General features: G+C 66.9%; 15 protein-coding genes. 6 read left to right on the forward strand and 9 right to left on the reverse strand.

Annotated elements, in window-relative coordinates:
- Positions 1-19 precede the first annotated feature (19 nt).
- The gene (locus tag BLQ70_RS21425) at positions 20-1,261 is read right to left on the reverse strand and encodes a deoxyguanosinetriphosphate triphosphohydrolase (RefSeq protein ID WP_091861162.1); all 1,242 of its coding nucleotides are present in this window, start codon (positions 1,259-1,261) and stop codon (positions 20-22) included.
- Positions 1,262-1,361: 100 nt separating this feature from the next.
- On the opposite strand from BLQ70_RS21425, the gene BLQ70_RS21430 reads away from it, so the two are divergent.
- Positions 1,362-1,712 carry a HesB/IscA family protein gene (locus BLQ70_RS21430; RefSeq protein WP_061967469.1) on the forward strand — a complete coding sequence of 117 codons (351 nt, stop codon included), beginning with the start codon at positions 1,362-1,364 and terminating at the stop codon, positions 1,710-1,712.
- Positions 1,713-1,827: 115 nt separating this feature from the next.
- Here BLQ70_RS21430 and BLQ70_RS21435 read toward each other — a convergent pair whose 3' ends face one another.
- Together BLQ70_RS21435 and BLQ70_RS21440 are read right to left on the reverse strand one after the other, a co-directional pair.
- Complete coding sequence (locus BLQ70_RS21435; protein WP_061967468.1) at positions 1,828-2,445, reverse strand: cold-shock protein; 618 nt, start codon at positions 2,443-2,445, stop codon at positions 1,828-1,830.
- Positions 2,446-2,537: 92 nt separating this feature from the next.
- Complete coding sequence (locus BLQ70_RS21440; protein WP_091861165.1) at positions 2,538-3,302, reverse strand: SIR2 family NAD-dependent protein deacylase; 765 nt, start codon at positions 3,300-3,302, stop codon at positions 2,538-2,540.
- Between the two features lie 106 nt (positions 3,303-3,408).
- On the opposite strand from BLQ70_RS21440, the gene BLQ70_RS21445 reads away from it, so the two are divergent.
- Positions 3,409-4,593 (forward strand): aminotransferase, encoded by a 1,185-nt coding sequence (locus tag BLQ70_RS21445; protein ID WP_091861168.1) that lies wholly within the window; start codon positions 3,409-3,411, stop codon positions 4,591-4,593.
- A 129-nt stretch (positions 4,594-4,722) separates the two neighbouring features.
- Here BLQ70_RS21445 and BLQ70_RS21450 read toward each other — a convergent pair whose 3' ends face one another.
- From BLQ70_RS21450 to BLQ70_RS21460, 3 genes are all read right to left on the reverse strand, one after another.
- Positions 4,723-5,115: a hypothetical protein gene (locus BLQ70_RS21450; protein WP_061967462.1), complete on the reverse strand. Its 393-nt coding sequence runs from the start codon at positions 5,113-5,115 to the stop codon at positions 4,723-4,725.
- Between the two features lie 96 nt (positions 5,116-5,211).
- Positions 5,212-6,741, reverse strand: coding sequence for a UxaA family hydrolase (locus BLQ70_RS21455; protein ID WP_091861170.1), 1,530 nt, complete (start codon positions 6,739-6,741; stop codon positions 5,212-5,214).
- Between the two features lie 212 nt (positions 6,742-6,953).
- Positions 6,954-10,121, reverse strand: a complete 3,168-nt coding sequence (locus tag BLQ70_RS21460; RefSeq protein WP_091861173.1) for an autotransporter outer membrane beta-barrel domain-containing protein — start codon at positions 10,119-10,121, stop codon at positions 6,954-6,956.
- 580 nt (positions 10,122-10,701) lie between these two features.
- On the opposite strand from BLQ70_RS21460, the gene BLQ70_RS21465 reads away from it, so the two are divergent.
- Both BLQ70_RS21465 and BLQ70_RS21470 read left to right on the forward strand, forming a co-directional pair.
- Positions 10,702-11,400 (forward strand): L,D-transpeptidase, encoded by a 699-nt coding sequence (locus BLQ70_RS21465; RefSeq protein WP_091861175.1) that lies wholly within the window; start codon positions 10,702-10,704, stop codon positions 11,398-11,400.
- A gap of 93 nt (positions 11,401-11,493) precedes the next feature.
- On the forward strand, positions 11,494-12,018 hold the full coding sequence (locus tag BLQ70_RS21470) for a GNAT family N-acetyltransferase (RefSeq protein WP_091861178.1): 525 nt from the start codon (positions 11,494-11,496) through the stop codon (positions 12,016-12,018).
- Positions 12,019-12,058: 40 nt separating this feature from the next.
- Here BLQ70_RS21470 and BLQ70_RS21475 read toward each other — a convergent pair whose 3' ends face one another.
- Positions 12,059-12,406, reverse strand: a complete 348-nt coding sequence (locus tag BLQ70_RS21475; RefSeq protein WP_061967455.1) for a phasin family protein — start codon at positions 12,404-12,406, stop codon at positions 12,059-12,061.
- A 383-nt stretch (positions 12,407-12,789) separates the two neighbouring features.
- Here BLQ70_RS21475 and BLQ70_RS21480 point away from each other — a divergent pair, with 383 nt between their 5' ends.
- Positions 12,790-14,337: a D-alanyl-D-alanine carboxypeptidase gene (locus BLQ70_RS21480; protein WP_244512116.1), complete on the forward strand. Its 1,548-nt coding sequence runs from the start codon at positions 12,790-12,792 to the stop codon at positions 14,335-14,337.
- Between the two features lie 58 nt (positions 14,338-14,395).
- Here the strand turns inward: BLQ70_RS21480 and BLQ70_RS21485 are convergent, their stop codons facing one another.
- Both BLQ70_RS21485 and BLQ70_RS21490 read right to left on the reverse strand, forming a co-directional pair.
- Entirely contained in the window at positions 14,396-15,115 is a 720-nt protein-coding gene (locus tag BLQ70_RS21485) for a J domain-containing protein (protein ID WP_091861184.1), read from the reverse strand.
- Positions 15,112-15,864, reverse strand: coding sequence for a VWA domain-containing protein (locus BLQ70_RS21490; protein WP_244512117.1), 753 nt, complete (start codon positions 15,862-15,864; stop codon positions 15,112-15,114). Before BLQ70_RS21490 ends, BLQ70_RS21485 begins: the two co-directional genes overlap by 4 nt.
- 93 nt (positions 15,865-15,957) lie before the next feature.
- Between BLQ70_RS21490 and panC the strand changes: the two genes are divergently transcribed.
- Positions 15,958-16,806 (forward strand): pantoate--beta-alanine ligase, encoded by an 849-nt coding sequence (panC, locus tag BLQ70_RS21495; RefSeq protein WP_425284623.1) that lies wholly within the window; start codon positions 15,958-15,960, stop codon positions 16,804-16,806.
- Positions 16,807-16,843 lie beyond the last annotated feature (37 nt).

Here is a 16,843-nt window from a genome sequence, read left to right on the forward strand (position 1 = left end):
GATGGGGAGCCGCCCGGCCCTATCGCAGCGAGGGGGTGGCGTCAAACAGCCGGCGGTGCTCGTCGAGCGCGTACCAGTCGGTCATCCCGGCGATGTAGTCGGCGATTCGCCGCGCGCGGCGGTGTTCGTCGAGGGGATCGCAGCCCGCCGCCCATTCCACCGGCATCGCTGCCGGGTCGGCGCTGAAGCGCTGGAACAGCTCGCGCACCACCTGTGCCGCATCGGCCCGGATCGGCGCGATACGCGGGTGGCGGTACATGTTCGGGTAGAGGAAGCCCTTGATGTCGCGGTCAGCCGCTTCGATCACCGGCGAGAAGGCGATGACCGGCCCATCCGCCCGCCGGATCGCATCCGCGTCGGCCGGCGCCAGTGCCGTCAGGCGCCGTTGCGATTCCGCGATCACGTCCTCGACGAAGCGCGTGATCACCCGTCGCACCAGCTCATTCGTCGCCCTCGCCCGCTCCAGCCCCGGATGCAGGCGCTCGATCTCGTCGAGCAGTTCGGCAAGGAACGGCACCGCCCGGAGCTCGGCATGGCCGAACAAACCGGCGCGCAGGCCGTCGTCGATGTCATGGGCGTTATAGGCGATGTCGTCCGCCAGCGCCGCGGCCTGCGCCTCGGCCGAGGCATAGCTGTCGAGCCAGAGGTCCTGGCGCTGCTGGTATTCGACGATCGCGACGGGAATGCCTGACTTCACATAGCGCGCCGTCGGCTTTCCCTCGTGGTCGAGCAGCGGACCGTTATGCTTGACCAGTCCTTCGAGCGTCTCCCAGCTCAGGTTGAGCCCGTCGAAATCGGCATAGCGCCGCTCCAGCCGGGTCACGATCCTGAGCGTCTGGGCGTTGTGGTCGAAGCCGCCGAAACCGGCCATGCATTCTTCCAGCGCATCCTCGCCGGTATGGCCGAAGGGCGTGTGGCCGAGGTCATGCGCCAGCGCCAGGGCCTCGGCCAGGTCCTCGTCGAGGCCGAGCGCGCGCGCCAGGGCACGGGCGATCTGCGCCACCTCGATCGTATGGGTCAGGCGAGTCCGATAATGGTCGCCCTCATGCGAGACGAAGACCTGCGTCTTGTGCTTCAGCCGGCGGAAGGCGGTCGAATGGATGATGCGGTCGCGGTCGCGCTGGAACTCGCCGCGCGTCGCCGAGGCCGGCTCCGCCACGAGGCGCCCGCGGCTCGTGCTGGAGCGGCAGGCATAGGGCGCGCGCCAGCGTTCTCCGGGTTCGTGGCCGGCCGGCGGGGTCGGGCTCTGTGGATAGGGCATGGCAGCCTCGTTGCGACCCCATGCTTGTAGAGCCGCTGTCGGGCCATTACCTTTCCGGGTAACCAGGGTGCAAGGCGCATCTGCCCAAGGAGCCCCGAATATGTCGACCGATCTCGCGGTCAATCCACGCGGCATCGCGGTGACCGCAAATGCCGCAAAACGCATTCTCTCGGTGATGGCGAGCGAAGCACCGGGCGCGATGCTGCGTGTCAGCGTCGCCGGTGGCGGCTGCTCCGGCTTCCAGTACATCTTCGATATCGATCAGGAAAAAGCTCCAGACGATCTCATGATCGAGCGCGACGGTGCCAAGGTGCTGATCGACGAGACCTCGCTCGACCTGCTCGAAGGCTGCACCATCGATTTCGTCGACGACCTGATCGGCCAGTCCTTCCGGATCACCAACCCGAACGCGACGAGCTCCTGCGGCTGCGGCACGTCCTTCGGGATTTGATGGCCGCCGATCGACGGGCGTCATGCTAGGCTTGACCCGAGGATGACGCCAATCCTGCGCGGCAAAAAGAAAAGGCGCCCACGGGGCGCCTTTTTCATTCAAACCAGCCGGAAAGTTAATGCGCCGCCGTCGCGGCTACATCCTGCTCCAGGTGGATTTCGGCGGCCATCAGCCCCTTCGGCCCCGGCCCATAGCGCACCAGCACGGTCTGGCCCGGCACCAGCTCGACGAGCCCGTAGCGGCGCAGCGTCTCCATATGCACGAAGATGTCCGGCGCGCCCTCGCCCTTCGAGACGAAGCCGAAACCGCGCAGGCGGTTGAACCACTTCACCACCATGCGCTCGAGCCCGCTCGTCGGCGACACCGCGACATTGGTGCGCGCCATCGGCATCTCGGACGGATGGCGTCCGGAGGACGTATCGATCGACAGCACGCGCACCGCCTGGCGGCCTCGCGGCTTCTCGACGGCTTCGAGCACGATGCGAGCGCCTTCGGCTATCGTATTGAATCCGTCGCGTTTCAGGATCGTGACGTGGAGCAGAACGTCGGCGCCCCCCGCCTCCGGAACAACGAAGCCGTAGCCCTTGGAGACGTCGAACCACTTGACGTAGCCGGTGACCTCGACCGGCACCTCCGGCGCGTGATCGCCCGCCCCATCGAGCCGCACGACGCGATTGAGTGACTGGATGGGACCCATCGGTGGCCGCCCGCTCTCACCGAATTCGTCGGACATGTGCCGCTCACCCCCACGCACAACGCTTGATTCGCGCTGTCACGATACCATTGCTGCGGATTCAGGAAACAGCCCCCGAAAAATCGTCCACATCATCCGGGTCTGGAAGCGAGCCCGCCCAGCACCGCCCCGCTCTCGGCGCGGATGACGAGATCGGCCACCGGATCGAGCTCCGTCGGCTCGCGGTTGAGGATGACGAGCCTGGCGCCCTGTCGCTTGGCGATCACCGGCAGCGTCGCCGCCGGGTAGACCACGAGCGACGAGCCGACGACGAGGAAGAGGTCGCATTCCAGCGCGAATCCCTGCGCCCGCTTCATCGCCTCCTGCGGCATCGCCTGCCCGAAGGAGATCGTCGCCGATTTCACCGGTCCGGCGCAGATCGTGCATTCCGGCGGCTCGCCAGTGGCCTCGAAAGCGGGCCGGATCGCCGCCAGCTCATGCCGCCAGCCACAGCTCAGGCAGGTCGCATAGGTGCCGTTGCCGTGCAGCTCGATCACCTTGTCCTCGGGCACGCCGGAAGCCTGGTGCAAACCATCGATATTCTGGGTGACGATGGCGGGCGAACGCCCCTCCGCCACCAGCCGGGCCAGCGCCTGATGGCCGCTGTTCGGCGCGGCGCCGCGATAATGGTCGTCCATCGTGAACTTGCGGCGCCAGGCCTCGATACGGACCTCGCGGCTCTCGACGAAGGCATCGTAGGGGATCGGCTTGTTGACCATCCAGGGCGAACCGGGTGTGCGGAAATCCGGCACGCCGGATTCAGTCGAGATGCCGGCGCCAGTGAAGCTGACGATGCTGTCCGCCTCGTCGAGCAGCGCATGCAGCGCAGCAATGGCATCCTCGGTCTCGTCCTGCATGCATTCGCCCGATCGCTGGATTTGAAGTGCTCCAGATATGGCGCGGGTTTGCTGCGCTTCCAAGGCGATTGACGCCAGCGCACGCACGCCGCAAATCAGAGAGACCATGCCGACGACCGCCAGCGCCTCGCTCAATCCCGATCTCATCGATACCGGCACGCCGCCGATCCCGGAGGCGCAAGGCTGGGCCCGCGCCTATGGCGGCGCCCGCGGCCCGCTGATCGATCTCTCGCAGGCGGTGCCCGGCGCCCCGCCCCCGCCCGCTCTGCTCGAAAAGCTCGCCATTGCGGCGACCGAGCCCGGCAACACGCGCTATGGCGGCATCACCGGCGATGCGAGCTTGCGCGAGGCTTATGCCGCCGAGATCTCCCGCATCTACGGCGCGTCCTTCGCGCCGACCGAGGTCGCGATCACCTCGGGCTGCAACCAGGCCTATGTCGTGACGATGATGGCGCTGGCGCGGGCTGGCGACAACGTGCTGCTACCGACGCCGTGGTACTTCAACCATGAGATGACGCTGACCATGCTCGGCGTCGAGGCCCGCCCGCTGCCCTGCGCGCCGGAAGCCGGCTTCGTGCCGGATGCCGCGACCGCCGAGGCGCTGATCGACGAGCGCACCCGCGCCATCGTGCTGGTCACGCCCAACAACCCGACCGGCGCGGTCTATACGCCCGAGACCATCGCAGCCTTCGCCGCGCTCTGCGCAAAGCGCGGCATCTGGCTCGTACTGGACGAGACCTATCGCGATTTCCTGCCCGCGGACGTTGCGAAGCCGCATGAAGTCTTCGCCACAACGAGCTGGCAGGATTCGGTGATCGGCCTCTACAGCTTCTCGAAGGCTTATGCCATTCCGGGCTGGCGCCTCGGCGCGATCACAGCCGGCGAGCCGGCGCTCGCCCAGATCGGCAAGGTGCTCGACTGCGTCCAGATCAGCCCGGTCCGGGCCGGCCAGGCCGCCGTGACCTGGGGTATCGACGGCATCCGCGACTGGCGCGAGCGCAACCGCGCCGAGATCAACGCCCGTGCTGATCTTTTCCGCCAGGCGATGGCACCGCTCAACGGCTGGCGCGTGCTCTCGGCCGGCGCCTATTTCGCCTATGTCGCGCACCCCTTCGAGGGCGTGAAGGCGGCCGAGGTGGCGCGCCGCCTCGTCGCGGATTGCGGCGTGCTCGCCCTGCCCGGCCCGTATTTCGGCCCGGGACAGGAGAACCACCTGCGCATCGCCATCGCCAATGTCGCAGCCGACAGGATCGAAGGGTTGCGCGAGCGGCTGACAGGCTTTTCGCTCTGACAGACAGGCCAGCCGCGCCGTCATGCTCGCCCTTGTGGCGAGCATCCACGTCTTGAACACCGCCCGCGCTGAAGCAAGATGTGGATGGTCGGGACAAGCCCGACCATGACGCAAGAATGGGTCGCAGGCTTACCGGAACAGCGCCGCATAGCGATCGCGATAGGCCCAGACCAGCATCGAGCCCAGCACCACGAGAATGACCGCGACCGGCAGGCCCTGCGGGTTGATCGTGGCGTGGAACAGCACGATCACCGCCATCACGGGCGCAATCAGCGCCAGGCCGAAGGCCGGCACGACATTCGCGATCAGGCTGAGCGCGCCAGTGAGATTAACCGCCTTCAGGAAGGGCCAGAGGAAGCCGGAATCCTGCAGGGCGGTCTCGAACACGACGCCACGCGGGCTGGTCGGCGGATGGATCAGGTTCATGCCCGTGGCGAGCCACCAGAAGCCGTCGACGGCGCTGATGAGGAAGATCACCCCGAGCAGGACGCGCGGGATGGTGACGAGAAAAAAGGTCTTCATGGAGATCCGAGCCGACAAAAGAAATGGCCCCGGCAGCGCCGGAGCCATCCTTGGTCGCCTCGACCGCGCGCCGGGTTCAATCGGCGCGCTGAAAAACTACATCGTCGCGCCGATCTGCCAGGGCACGAACTCGGCATCGCCATAACCCATCTCTTCCGACTTGGAGTGCTCGCCCGAAGCGACGCGCAGCAGGTAGTCGAAGATCTCGCGGCCCTTCTCCTCCAACGTCACGCCGTCGAGCACATCGCCGCAATTGATGTCCATGTCGTCGGTCTGCTTCAGATACATCGGCGTGTTGGTCGCGAGCTTGACCGAGGGCGTCGGCTTGCAGCCATAAGCCGAGCCGCGCCCCGTGGTGAAGGCGAGGATATTGGCGCCGCCCGCCACCTGGCCCGTCGCCGAGACCGGGTCGTAGCCGGGGGTGTCCATGTAGACGAAGCCCTTCGCCTTCACCGGCTCGGCATAGTGATAGACCGCCGAGAGCGTCTTGGTGCCACCCTTGGCCGCCGCGCCCAGCGACTTCTCCAGGATCGTGGTGAGCCCGCCCGCCTTGTTCCCCGGCGAGGGGTTGTTGTTCATGCTCATCCGGGCGCGCGCGGTGTAATCCTCCCACCACTTGATGATGCCGACGAGCTTCTCGCCGACCTCGCGCGTCGCCGCGCGGCGCGTCAGCAGATGCTCGGCGCCGTAGATCTCGGGCGTCTCGGAGAGGATCGCCGTGCCGCCATGCTCGACAAGGATGTCGACGGCAGCGCCCAGCGCCGGATTGGCGGTGATCCCGGAATAGCCGTCCGAGCCGCCGCATTGCAGCGCCAGCATCAGCTCGGAAGCCGGCACCGTCTCGCGCACCGCCTTGTTGGCGATCGGCAGCATCACCTTCAGCGCATCGATGCCGGCAGCGACCGCCTTCTTCGTGCCACCGGTCTCCTGGATCGTCAGGGTGCGGAAGACGTCGCTTTCGGTGACGCCATAAGCCTCTTTCATGCGGCTGATCTGGAAGCCCTCGCAGCCGAGGCCGACGACGAGCACCGCCGCCATGTTCGGGTTGCAGGCATAGCCCCAGGTCGTCCGCTTCAGCACCTCGAAGCTCTCGCCGTTGTAGTCGATGCCGCAGCCGGTGCCGTGGGTCAGCGCGATCACGCCGTCGACATTGGGATAATCTGCCAGCAGCCCGGAGCGCTTCACCTCCTCGGCCATGAAGCGCGCGGCCGAGGCCGAGCAGTTCACCGAGGTCAGGATGCCCACATAGTTGCGCGTGCCGGCCTTGCCATTGGCGCGGCGGAAGCCCTCGAAGGTCGCCTGCTGCTCGACCGGCAGGACGAATTCGGGTTTTGCCTCCGCAGCGAAGGCATAGTCGCGATCGAAGGCGTGGAAGCCGGTATTGTGCTCGTGCACCCAATCGCCCGGCACGATATCGGCCGTCGCGAAGCCGATGATCTGGCCGAACTTGCGGATCGGCTGGTCCTTGGCGATCGGCACGATCGCCATCTTGTGCCCGCGCGGGATGCGCTTCAGCGCCTCGACCCCGGCCGCGGTCACGCCGAGATCGACGGGATCGACCGCGACGACGACGTTGTCGGCAGCGTTGAGCTTGAGCGTGCGGGGCGGCGCGGATTTGTCGAGCATGGCGGAAACCGGAACCTCTCGGCGCCGCGACGGCGGCGCACGCCTCTAGAGATGCCCCCAACCGCCGGTGTTTTCAATCGGTTCAAATCAGGAAACGGCCATGCGCCGCCGTGTACGGGGCGAAAAGCCGCCGGCCTGGGCACAGCCTGATTTCGACCCTCGCGTGGCCATGCTGGAATTCACGCTCTGCAGAGCGCTTCAGCTTGAGATGCCTACCAGGTGACGCGCAGGCCAAGGTTGCCCTGGATGCTGTGACCCTTGTCATCGCCAAGCGCAGTCGTATAGCCGCCCGCGGCATAGAGACTGACGTTGGAGGTTACTTTGGCGACGATCCCGCCGCCGACCTCAAGGGACGAGCCCCGGAATCGGGTCGGGATCACATCGACCGCGTCGAACGTGACTTTGTCGGCGCGGCTGAAATTGTGCCAGAGATTGGCGGTGAGATAGGGTTGGATCTGTGAGGAGCCGATCAGGAAGCTCGTCTGCAGGCGGGCGCCGATACGGCCGGTGAAGCTGTCGCCATCATCGAAGGAGACTGCGGAAAACCGGTCCCGGGTTCGGTCCAGCGAGAGGTGTTGCCAGATCAGTTGCGCCTGTGGCTCCAGCACGAAGCCTGCGCCGAGAGCCAGCGGATAGCCGCCTTCCACCGAGGCGGTGACGGCCGAGCCGCCGATATCGGCGCGCACCCCACGGTCCGAGCCGCCGCTGCCATCGAGCCAGCTATGCATCACGACCGTGTCCAGATACCAGCCTGACGGGCCGACATGCGTCCAGTAGGCGCCCAGGCTGTTCGAATCGAGATCGAGCTTGCCAACCTTGCTGCGGAGCTGGCCGAGTGCGAAGCCCCGAATATCGCCCTCGGCGCGGGCAAATCCGTAAAACAGACCGAAGCTGTCGCGGTGCCCGCTCGCCCGATCGATGGCAAGGAGATCGAGGCCGGTCTGGAGACCCCAGATACGGCCGTTGAACTCGGGGTCGACGGTGCCGGACCAGCGCTGATCCATGCGCTCGCCGAAGACGCGTCCCCAACCCGCCGAGAAGCTCCCCTGACCGCTAAGCAGGCTCTGCTCGCCCCTCCGCTGATGGAACGTCCCGAGCGTCGCCAGGCCGAGACGGCGTGCCGTGGCCGGAATGGCCGCATAGACAGGCACCTCCGGCCGGTAGAGCGGGACCGGTGCCGAACCGGCGGGCGGCGCCGGCGGCAACGAAGGGCTCCCCGGAGCGGCGACCGGCGGCGTCACATCCGGAGCCACCGGCTCGATCTGGTTGCGCAGATACCAGTTTTGTGTCGAGCCCGCCGTCGCGCCGCCGTGGAACAGGACGTACTCATAAGCGCCGGCCGCGACCGGCCCCGCCAGCGCGAAGGCCCCTGCATTCGTCGTTGCGCCGTTGATGGCGTCGACCACGAGGATGCCGTTGCCTGTCGTAGTGGCTCCGGGCCCGCCGACATTGGTGATCGCAAGCCGTGACGTGCCGCTCGCGGTACCGCCATCGATCACGAGCCGATCCGAGGGCGATCCATCCGTGCCCAGGAAGGTGTTCAGCGCGACGGTGCCGCTCTGGCCGATATAGTTCGAGACCGTCAGCATATTGCCGATCCCGCTGCCGCCGACCTGTGCCAGGCCGGCATTGGTGAGCGTGCCGCCGATGGTGAAATTGCCCTTGGCGCTCCCGGCGAAAGCCGCCACGGCGTCGGCCACCGCGATCCGGCCGTTGTTGCTGACCGATCCCGCCACGCTGCCATAGCCGCCGAGCGTCGCGCCGGATGCGACGGAGACGGCCCCGCCGCCGGAGAGTGCAGCCCCCGGACTGGCTGCGTTGCCGATGGCCAGGGTTCCGGCGGAGACGGTCGTTGTGCCGGAATAGGGATTGTTTGCCGTCAGCGCCATCGTGCCCGAGCCGGTCTGGGCGAGCGCGCCCGTGCCCGAGACCGTGCCCGCGAACGTGAGGATGTCGGAACGGTTGAAAGCAAGCCTGCCACTATTGCTGACATTGCCGAGAATGCTGCCGCTGGTCCCTCCCGCACCGAGCTGAAGCGTGCCCTGGGTGATGGTGGTGCCGCCGGAATAGCTGTTGGACCCGGTCAGGATCGTCGTGCCCGCCCCGGTCTTCTCGACCGCGCCGGTGCCGCTGATCGTCCCGGCATAGGTTGCGACATCCGGCTGCGTGAAGCGAACGAGGCCGTTATTCGTCACCGCCGGGGTGATTCCCTGCGCCGGGCCTTCGAGCGTGCCGGCGGGATCGACGATCATCCGGCCGGCATAGGCGGTGTTGTTGCCGATGAGGCGCAGCGTGCCCTGCTGCACTGTCGCCACCTGGATATCGGTCAGCGAGCCATCGAGGGTCCACGTTCCCGGCTCGATCTTGTTCAGAATCTCGAAGCCGGTGATCGAGCTCGCGCTGACGGAGGCGGGGCCGTTCCCGGCAAGTACCAGCAGGTCGGTGCCGTCGCCGCCTGTAATGCGCTGCGTCGGAGAAATCGTGCCGGCGCCCAGGTTTCGCAGTGTCACCGTGTCATTGTCGGTGCCCATATCGATCAGGCCGCCGATCGTGCCGCCGCCCTGCCACAGAAAGGTATCCGCGCCGGTGCTCATCCGGATCTCGCCGCCGATCGCACCGCCGGTCACCGTGACGCTGTCGGTACCGCCGCTGACACTGATATTGCCGCCGATCGAGCCGCCCGAGATCGTGATCGTGTCATTGCCGAAGCCGGTCACCAGATTGCCGTTGATCCGGCCGCCGGACATGTCGAAGACGTTGTTGTCGAGCTTCATGTCGACGCGGCCGATGGTGCCGCCGGTCATGATGGCGACGTCGCCGTCCTCGAAGGCGCCGACGATCGTGCCGCCGGACATGAAGAAGGTGTCGCGCTGGTCGCCCTGGGCGAGCGAGCCGATGCTGCCCCCGGTCATGATGAAGCTGTCGATGCCGCTCCCCTGGCTGACCGCGCCGCCGACCGTGCCGGCGTTGATCTCGAAACGGTCGGCGCCAGGGCCGGTCGTGACGCCGCCGGTGATTGTCGCGGTGCTGCCCGCCGGGAATGTGATCAGGCTGGTGCCGATCGTGTTGAGATAGCTCGCGATACTGCCGCCGGCGATGACGACCGTCTTGGTTCCCGCTCCCCCCGTGATGCCGGCGCTGTAGGTGCCGCCGTTGACGGTGAGAAGGTCGTCGCCGGCCTGGAGGTCGACCGGGGCGAGCGTCGGATCGGGCGGGCCCGCATCGCAGACGACGGCATCGTTGCCTGCGGATGTTGCGCCGCATCCTGCTGCGGCCGTGCCCGACAGCATTGCCGTGGCGAGCAACGAGGTGGTTGACAGCCAGGCAAAAGAGCGTGCGCGGTTGAGATTGGGCAATTCCCTGTCCCCTTCGCGTCGCATGCCGGATAACCGATCACCGCGTTCGGTATCCGCACGACTCACCGATTGTTATCAGCCAATATTGGGAGGGTCTTTTTCTCCAGTCCAGCGCCGAATTTTGCGCATACTTAAGCCCGGATGCAAAAATTCAAATCAAAACCACTGGAATAAGCCGCCCCAACTTGACCAATGGTAATATACCGTTGCTCACCGGAGAGCCGGAACAAACTATTGCTTAGCGACGCCATGGCTAAGCGCGCACGAACCTCGACTCGGATCACGATGTTGGCTCGGCCGGATATGCATGCTGTCTCGCGACGTTCGTCGGATGTCGTCTTCCGGGCCGTGCGGGCAAGCGGCTGCTTTCGTCGCTCGGATGCCGAGGCCGGCGATCGGATTGGATGAGGCCCAGCGAGACGCGATCGCCCTGCCAAGCCGCGTGGACGCTATCGGCTCCGGCGCAGCGCCAGTCCTGCGCAGCGAAGACTCGCGCTTGCCAGCCGTCTCGTCTGACGGCAATCTCGGGTTGGTTAAGACATTCGACAGGTGTATGCGGGAGCATCGCCTCGTGCGGCAGTCAGGACATGGGAAGTCCAAGATCATGATCATCGATGGTAGGAATGCCGGTGTCGGCGAGGCGGCTTCGTTCGGGCGCCGGTCGGGGCTTGTCGACCGCCGCTCGTTTCTGGTCGGTTCGGCCGTCAGCCTCGGCGCGCTGGGGCTCGGCGGCTGCGCCGGCGACGGCATGAGCCTCGCCGAAGCGCAGCAGATGTACGGACCCGTACCCGACAAGAAATTCGCGATCCCGGCCGCGGACGTCACCAAGGTCGATCGGAAATACTGGCGCCGCACCGTCCGCTACGAGAGCAAGGAAGAGCCCGGCACCATCATCGTCGATCCGGCCAATTACTACGTCTATCGCATCGAGGGCGACGGAAACGCCACCCGCTACGGCGCCAATGTCGGCCGCGACGGCTTCCGCTGGAACGGCGACGCCTATGTCGGGCGCAAATCCGAATGGGCGACCTGGACGCCCCCGCCGGAAATGATCAAGCGCCAGCCCGAGGCCGCCAAATACGCCCGCGGCATGCCGGGAGGTCTCGACAACCCGCTCGGAGCCCGTACGCTGCATCTCTATCAGAACGGCAAATACACGCTCTACACGATCTATGCCTCGAGCGACGAGGAATCGATCGGCTCCGGCATCACCAGCGGCTGCGTCGGCCTGCTGAGCCAGGACATGATCGATCTCTACGATCAGACGCCGGTGAAGACGAAGGTCGTCGTCCTTCCGGCCTGAGGCCGGAGACCTCTGGCACATCCTGCCGCATTGAAAACCCCGGCCCTCGGCCGGGGTTTTTCATGAGCGGCGGGATCGTCTATCCCTGTCGGCATGACCGAACTCGTCATTCGTCCAGCGGAGCAGGCCGACCTGCCCGCGCTTCTGGATCTCTATCGCCACCTCGTTCCGGACGACGCGCGCTGCCCGGATGACGAGGCGGCGGATATTCTGGGCCGGCTACGGAATTTTGAGGGCAGTGCCGTCCTGATCGGCCTCCTCGGCACCGATCTGGTCGCAAGCTGCACCGTAATCGTCATCCCGAACCTGACCCGGGGCGGCACGCCCTATGCGCTGATCGAGAATGTCGTTACCGACGCCGGCCATCGCAACCGCGGGCTGGGAAAGGCAATCCTGAAGGCTGCTCTCGATCGTGCCTGGGCTGCCGGATGCTACAAGGTGATGCTGATGACGGGCTCGAAGAAGCCGGCCACGCTGGCCTTCTACGAGTCCGCCGGCTTCGAGCAATCCAAGACAGGCTTTCAGGCCAGACGGCTTCCCGTGCGCGCCGAACAGGAAGCAATACCGCCAACGAAAAACCCCGGCCTTGCGGGCCGGGGCTCTCAAAAACGCAACTGAACTCACGCAGCTCTGGCAGCCTTCCGGCCGCCGGCTGAAATCACGCCTTCGAAGCGGCCGGGACGGCCTTCGAGACGATGCCTTCGAACGGCTTGTAGGCGTCCTTGGCGAGAGCGGTGTAGAGCTCGCCCATCTTGGTGAGCTGGGCAACGGCGCCCTCGAACGAGGTCTTGACGAAATCGGCCTGGATCTCGAGGGCCTTGTCGAAGGTCTTCACGCCAGCGAGCTTCTCGAGCGTGGCGGTGCCGGCCTCGAAGGACTTCTTGGCATAGTCGGTGGTCTCGACGGCGATCGTCTGGACGCCCTTCGAGGTGGCGCCGAAAGCCTTCAGGGCGGCGTCGACGTTGTCCTTGGAAGCCTTCTGGATGGTCTCGAACTGCTGGATCATGGGTCGTCTCCTCGGCACTCTGCGGTGCCGCCTCAGGTGATAGGCCGGATCGGCCCGATATGTCGCCCCAAGGTCGTGTGACCGTGATCACCACCGGGGACTGACCGCATATTGTGCATTGCAGCATGAATGTCAAGAGAACGCTGCAATGCACCAAACGCAGATCGTTCCGTTAGCAACCGTTCAAGTTTTAACGGCTCCGTAACCGCATCCGCCTAACCTCTCCAACTGTGTCCCCTGCGCCACGATGAGCCAGGCGCGGGATCGGCCCATGGTTGCGAGTTCGAGGCGGGTTCATGTTGTCTGGTTGCGTTGGGTTGCGGCGGTCGCGTCTGCGAACCGTTGCGGGTCTGGTCGGTGTCGCCGCCATTGCGGCCACGATCGTGTCCTCTCCTGCGGAGGCGCGCAAGCGCCGTCACGCAGGCGGCGGCTATACCCCTCCTTATGCCGCGATGGTGGTCGACGCGAAGACCGGCCGCACGCTGCATGCGGTCAACGAGGATGCCGCCCGCATTCCGGCCTCGCTGACCAAGGTCATGACGCTCTACATGCTGTTCGAGCAGATGGAGCGCGGCCGCTTCACCATGGATTCCGAGCTCAAGGTCTCGTCCTATGCGGCCTCGCAGCCGCCGACCAAGCTCGGCCTGCGCGCCGGCTCGACCATCGCGGTCGAGGACGCGATCAAGAGCATGATCACGCTTTCCGCCAACGATTCCTCGGTCGTCGTCGCAGAGAACATCGCCGGTTCCGAAGAGGCTTTCGCCGACCAGATGACGCGCAAGGCCCGCTCGCTCGGCATGGGCTCCACCCGCTTCTACAACCCGCACGGCCTGCCCCATTCCCCGCCGAACATCACGACGGCGCGCGACCTCACGATCCTCGCCCGCGCCATCCAGGAACGCTTCCCGAAATACTACCCGCTCTTCTCGATGCGGGCGTTCCAGTACGGCAGCCGCACCATCCGCGGCCATAACCGTCTGCTCGGCAAGGTCGAGGGCGTCGACGGCATCAAGACCGGCTACACCCGCGCCTCCGGCTTCAACCTGATGACTTCGGCCAGGTCGGAAGGCCGGCACGTCGTCTCGGTCGTGCTCGGCGGTCGGTCCGGCGCCTCGCGCGACAAGATCATGACCGATCTCGTGCTTGCCAGCCTGCCCCGCGCCTCGACCAGCGGCCGCGCCTCGGTGATGGTCGCCGAGGCTCCGGCGCCGGAAGAGCGGCCGCGCTCGCTTCCCATCCAGCAGGCCGCCGCCGAGCCGGCGCCGATCCCGGTGCCGCGCCCGCGCCAGCAGGCTGAAGAGCCGCAGGCCCTCCCGGCCGCCGCCCGCGCCTATGCCCCGATGCCGACCACCACGCCGATCGCGCCGCCGCGCCCGATCGCGGTCGCCGGTGGCAGGCCGCTGCAGATCTCCGGCATGCGCCCCGTCGCTGCCACGACGACGCCGTCCGCCATGCGCTGGTCGATCGGTGCCCAGCCGGCCGACGCGAAGGTCCTGCGCCCGCCGGCGAATGTCGACGTCACCTCCTCGATCGCCAAGGTGCCCGAGCCGGTCGCCGAGCCGGTCAAGATCGCCGAAGCCAAGGCCGAGGCCCCGGTTGCCCGCAAGGCTGAAGCGGCCCCCGCCAGGATGCAGGCTCCGGAGCCGGCACCGGTCCTGTCGCACCAGGCCGCCGTCATCGCCTCCGGTAAATGGGTGATCCAGCTCGGCGCCACCGATGACGAGGGCAAGGCCAAGGAAATCCTGGCTCGTGCCAAGGCAAAGGCCTCGGCCTCGCTCGCCAGCGCCTCGCCCTTCACCGAGAAGGTCGAGAAGGGCGGCTCCACCCTGTTCCGGGCACGTTTCGCCGGCTTCGACGACTCGAAGGATGCGCAGAACGCCTGCAACAAGCTGAAGCGCGGCGGCTTCTCCTGCTTCGCCACGCGCAGCTGAACGAGGACCAGGGAAAGGAGTTCACGAGATGTCGCAGACCCACTCCCAGAGCCCGTCCCTATCGCTGCTTCATAAGGACGTCCTTGGCCTGGTTGACGCGAGCGGCAAGGCCGCTGGTGCCACCGGCATCCGGGTGGATGCGCTTCATCAGGGCCCGGTGGGCTTCGCGGACCGCCTCCTCGCCCGCCCCCGCCTGAAGCCCCAGGATATCGTAGGCCTCCTGCTGCGACATCGCGCCCGCGCCCGGCGCGCCGCCCTGCCCCGCGTCTCCGTCACGCTGAGCGTCTTCACGCCAGCCGGGCGACCGGCGGTCGAGATATGCCTCTAGCAGCCGCGCTCCGTCCGGATCGCGGGTGAGGCAGTCGCGCATCAGCGCGGCGAGATCGTCCGCGCCCAGGCTGTCGAGCACCCGCCCGGCATAGGGGCCGGCCGTGACGCGGCCACTCATCCCGCCGCTGTCGTGGTCGAGCTCCATCTCCAGCAGGGTGGAGTTGACCTTCGAGGTCGCGCCCGCGGTCGGGCCGGCCCGATCGGCCCAGGGAAAGCGGATGCCGCCCGGCCCGGTCGCGCTCCAGCCGAGCAGCCAGGCGCCGACACCGCCGAGGAAGATCGCCATGTCCATCCGGCCGCGCAGCATCAGGAGCCCGGCCACGCCGAGCGCAACGACACCACCACCGGTCTTCGCCAGCCGCGCCAGCACCTTGGGATTCGATCCGGCAAAGAACTTCGCCAGCCACCAGACCAGGATCAGCACGGCAACGCCGTAAAGCAGGCTCACCGGTGGCCTCCATCCATGGCAGCGATCAATCCTTTCACCGCCGTATTCGAGCCGGCGAGCCGCAGCATCGCCTCGCGTCCGCCGGCGGCATAGGCCGCCGCACCGCGCAGGAGGTCGAGCAGCGAACCCGGCGCGTTCACGTCGAAGCGGGCATGGGCGCCGCCGGTCAATCGCGCGATCGTCGCGAAGGCGCCGCTGGCCGCCGGATCATGCCCCTCCTGGAAGACGAAGCCGCGGATCCCGCGCAGGCCGAGCTCTCCCGCAAGCGCCGCCAGCGCATCGACATCCTCCTCCATCGCATCGCCGACATAGACGAAGGCCCGCACCGGCACGGCCTTCGCCTCATCGCGAACATGGCGCAGCACGCGGGCGATCTGGGTCTGCCCGCCCTCGCAGGCGATACCGCGCATCAGCCCGGTCAAGCGCGCGGGCTCGCCGACCCAGCCCGACGCGCGGCATTCGCCGATGCCCCGGAAATAGACGAGCTGCACAGCGAGCCCGCCGCCAGATTCCGATGTCCTGGAGGTGACCTCGAACATCCGCGCCTGCAGCGAGCAGGCGAGGTCCCAAGTCGGCTGGCGGCTCATCGTGGCGTCGAGTGCGAAGACCAGTCGCCCCGCCTGCCCGTTCGCCAGCGGCGCAAGCTGCTTCGCCGCACCGAGGAAACGGTCGATCTCGCCCGGCTGCGAATGCGTCGCCGGCGCGGTCGCTCCCGCCTTGCCGACCGCACGGTCCTTCCTCTCGCTCATCGACCCCTTCGATCCGCCTGAATCATCCCCTGGCCCTGATATTGGCCATGGCGGCCGCATTTGCTACCCGTGCGCCCAACGGAGGATGCACGAGTGACTGGAATCACGATCTTCGAGACGGTTGCCGCGATGCGCGAGGCCGTCGCCGGCTGGCACGCTGCCGGCGAAAAGGTCGCGCTGGTGCCGACCATGGGCGCGCTGCACGAGGGCCATATCGCGCTGGTCACGGAAGGCCAGCGCCATGCGAAGCGCGTCATCGTCACGATCTTCGTCAACCCGACGCAATTCGCCCCGCATGAGGATTTCAAGAAATACCCGCGCACCTTCGACGACGATTGCGCCAAGCTCGTCGCAGCCGGTGCCGATGCGGTCTTCTTTCCCGCCGTCGAGGAAATGTACCCGGCCGGCTTCGCGACCCGCGTCCTGCTTCTGGGACCCGCTGCCGTCGGACTGGAGGACCGCTTCCGCCCGACGCATTTCGAGGGCGTCGCGACGATCTGCTGCAAGCTCTTCACGCAGTCGCGCGCCGACCATGCGATCTTCGGCGAGAAGGACTACCAGCAGCTCAAGGTCGTGACCCGCATGGCCGCTGATCTCGACCTCGGCATCGACGTCATCCCGCTCCCGACGATCCGCGAGGCCGACGGCCTCGCCATGTCCTCGCGCAACCGCTATCTCTCGGAGGAGCACCGGGCATTGGCGCCCCTGCTGCATCAGGTGATGCAGGATCTCGCCGCCCGCCTCCGCAACCGCGACGACCTGCTCAAGGCGGTCACGGAGGCCCAGAACGCGATCATCACCGCCGGCTTCGAGCTCGACTACCTGGAAGCGCGCCATGCTGAGACGCTGGCACCCGTCGCCTCGCTGGCGGATGGGCCGATCCGCCTGATCCTCGCCGCCCGCATCGGCAGCACGCGCCTGCTCGACAATATTCCCGTCTAGCGGCGGCAACGCCACTCTTCGCCGGCTCGCGGAAGCA

It is taken from the genome of Allobosea robiniae, assembly GCF_900102525.1.
GTDB lineage: Bacteria > Pseudomonadota > Alphaproteobacteria > Rhizobiales > Beijerinckiaceae > Allobosea > Allobosea robiniae.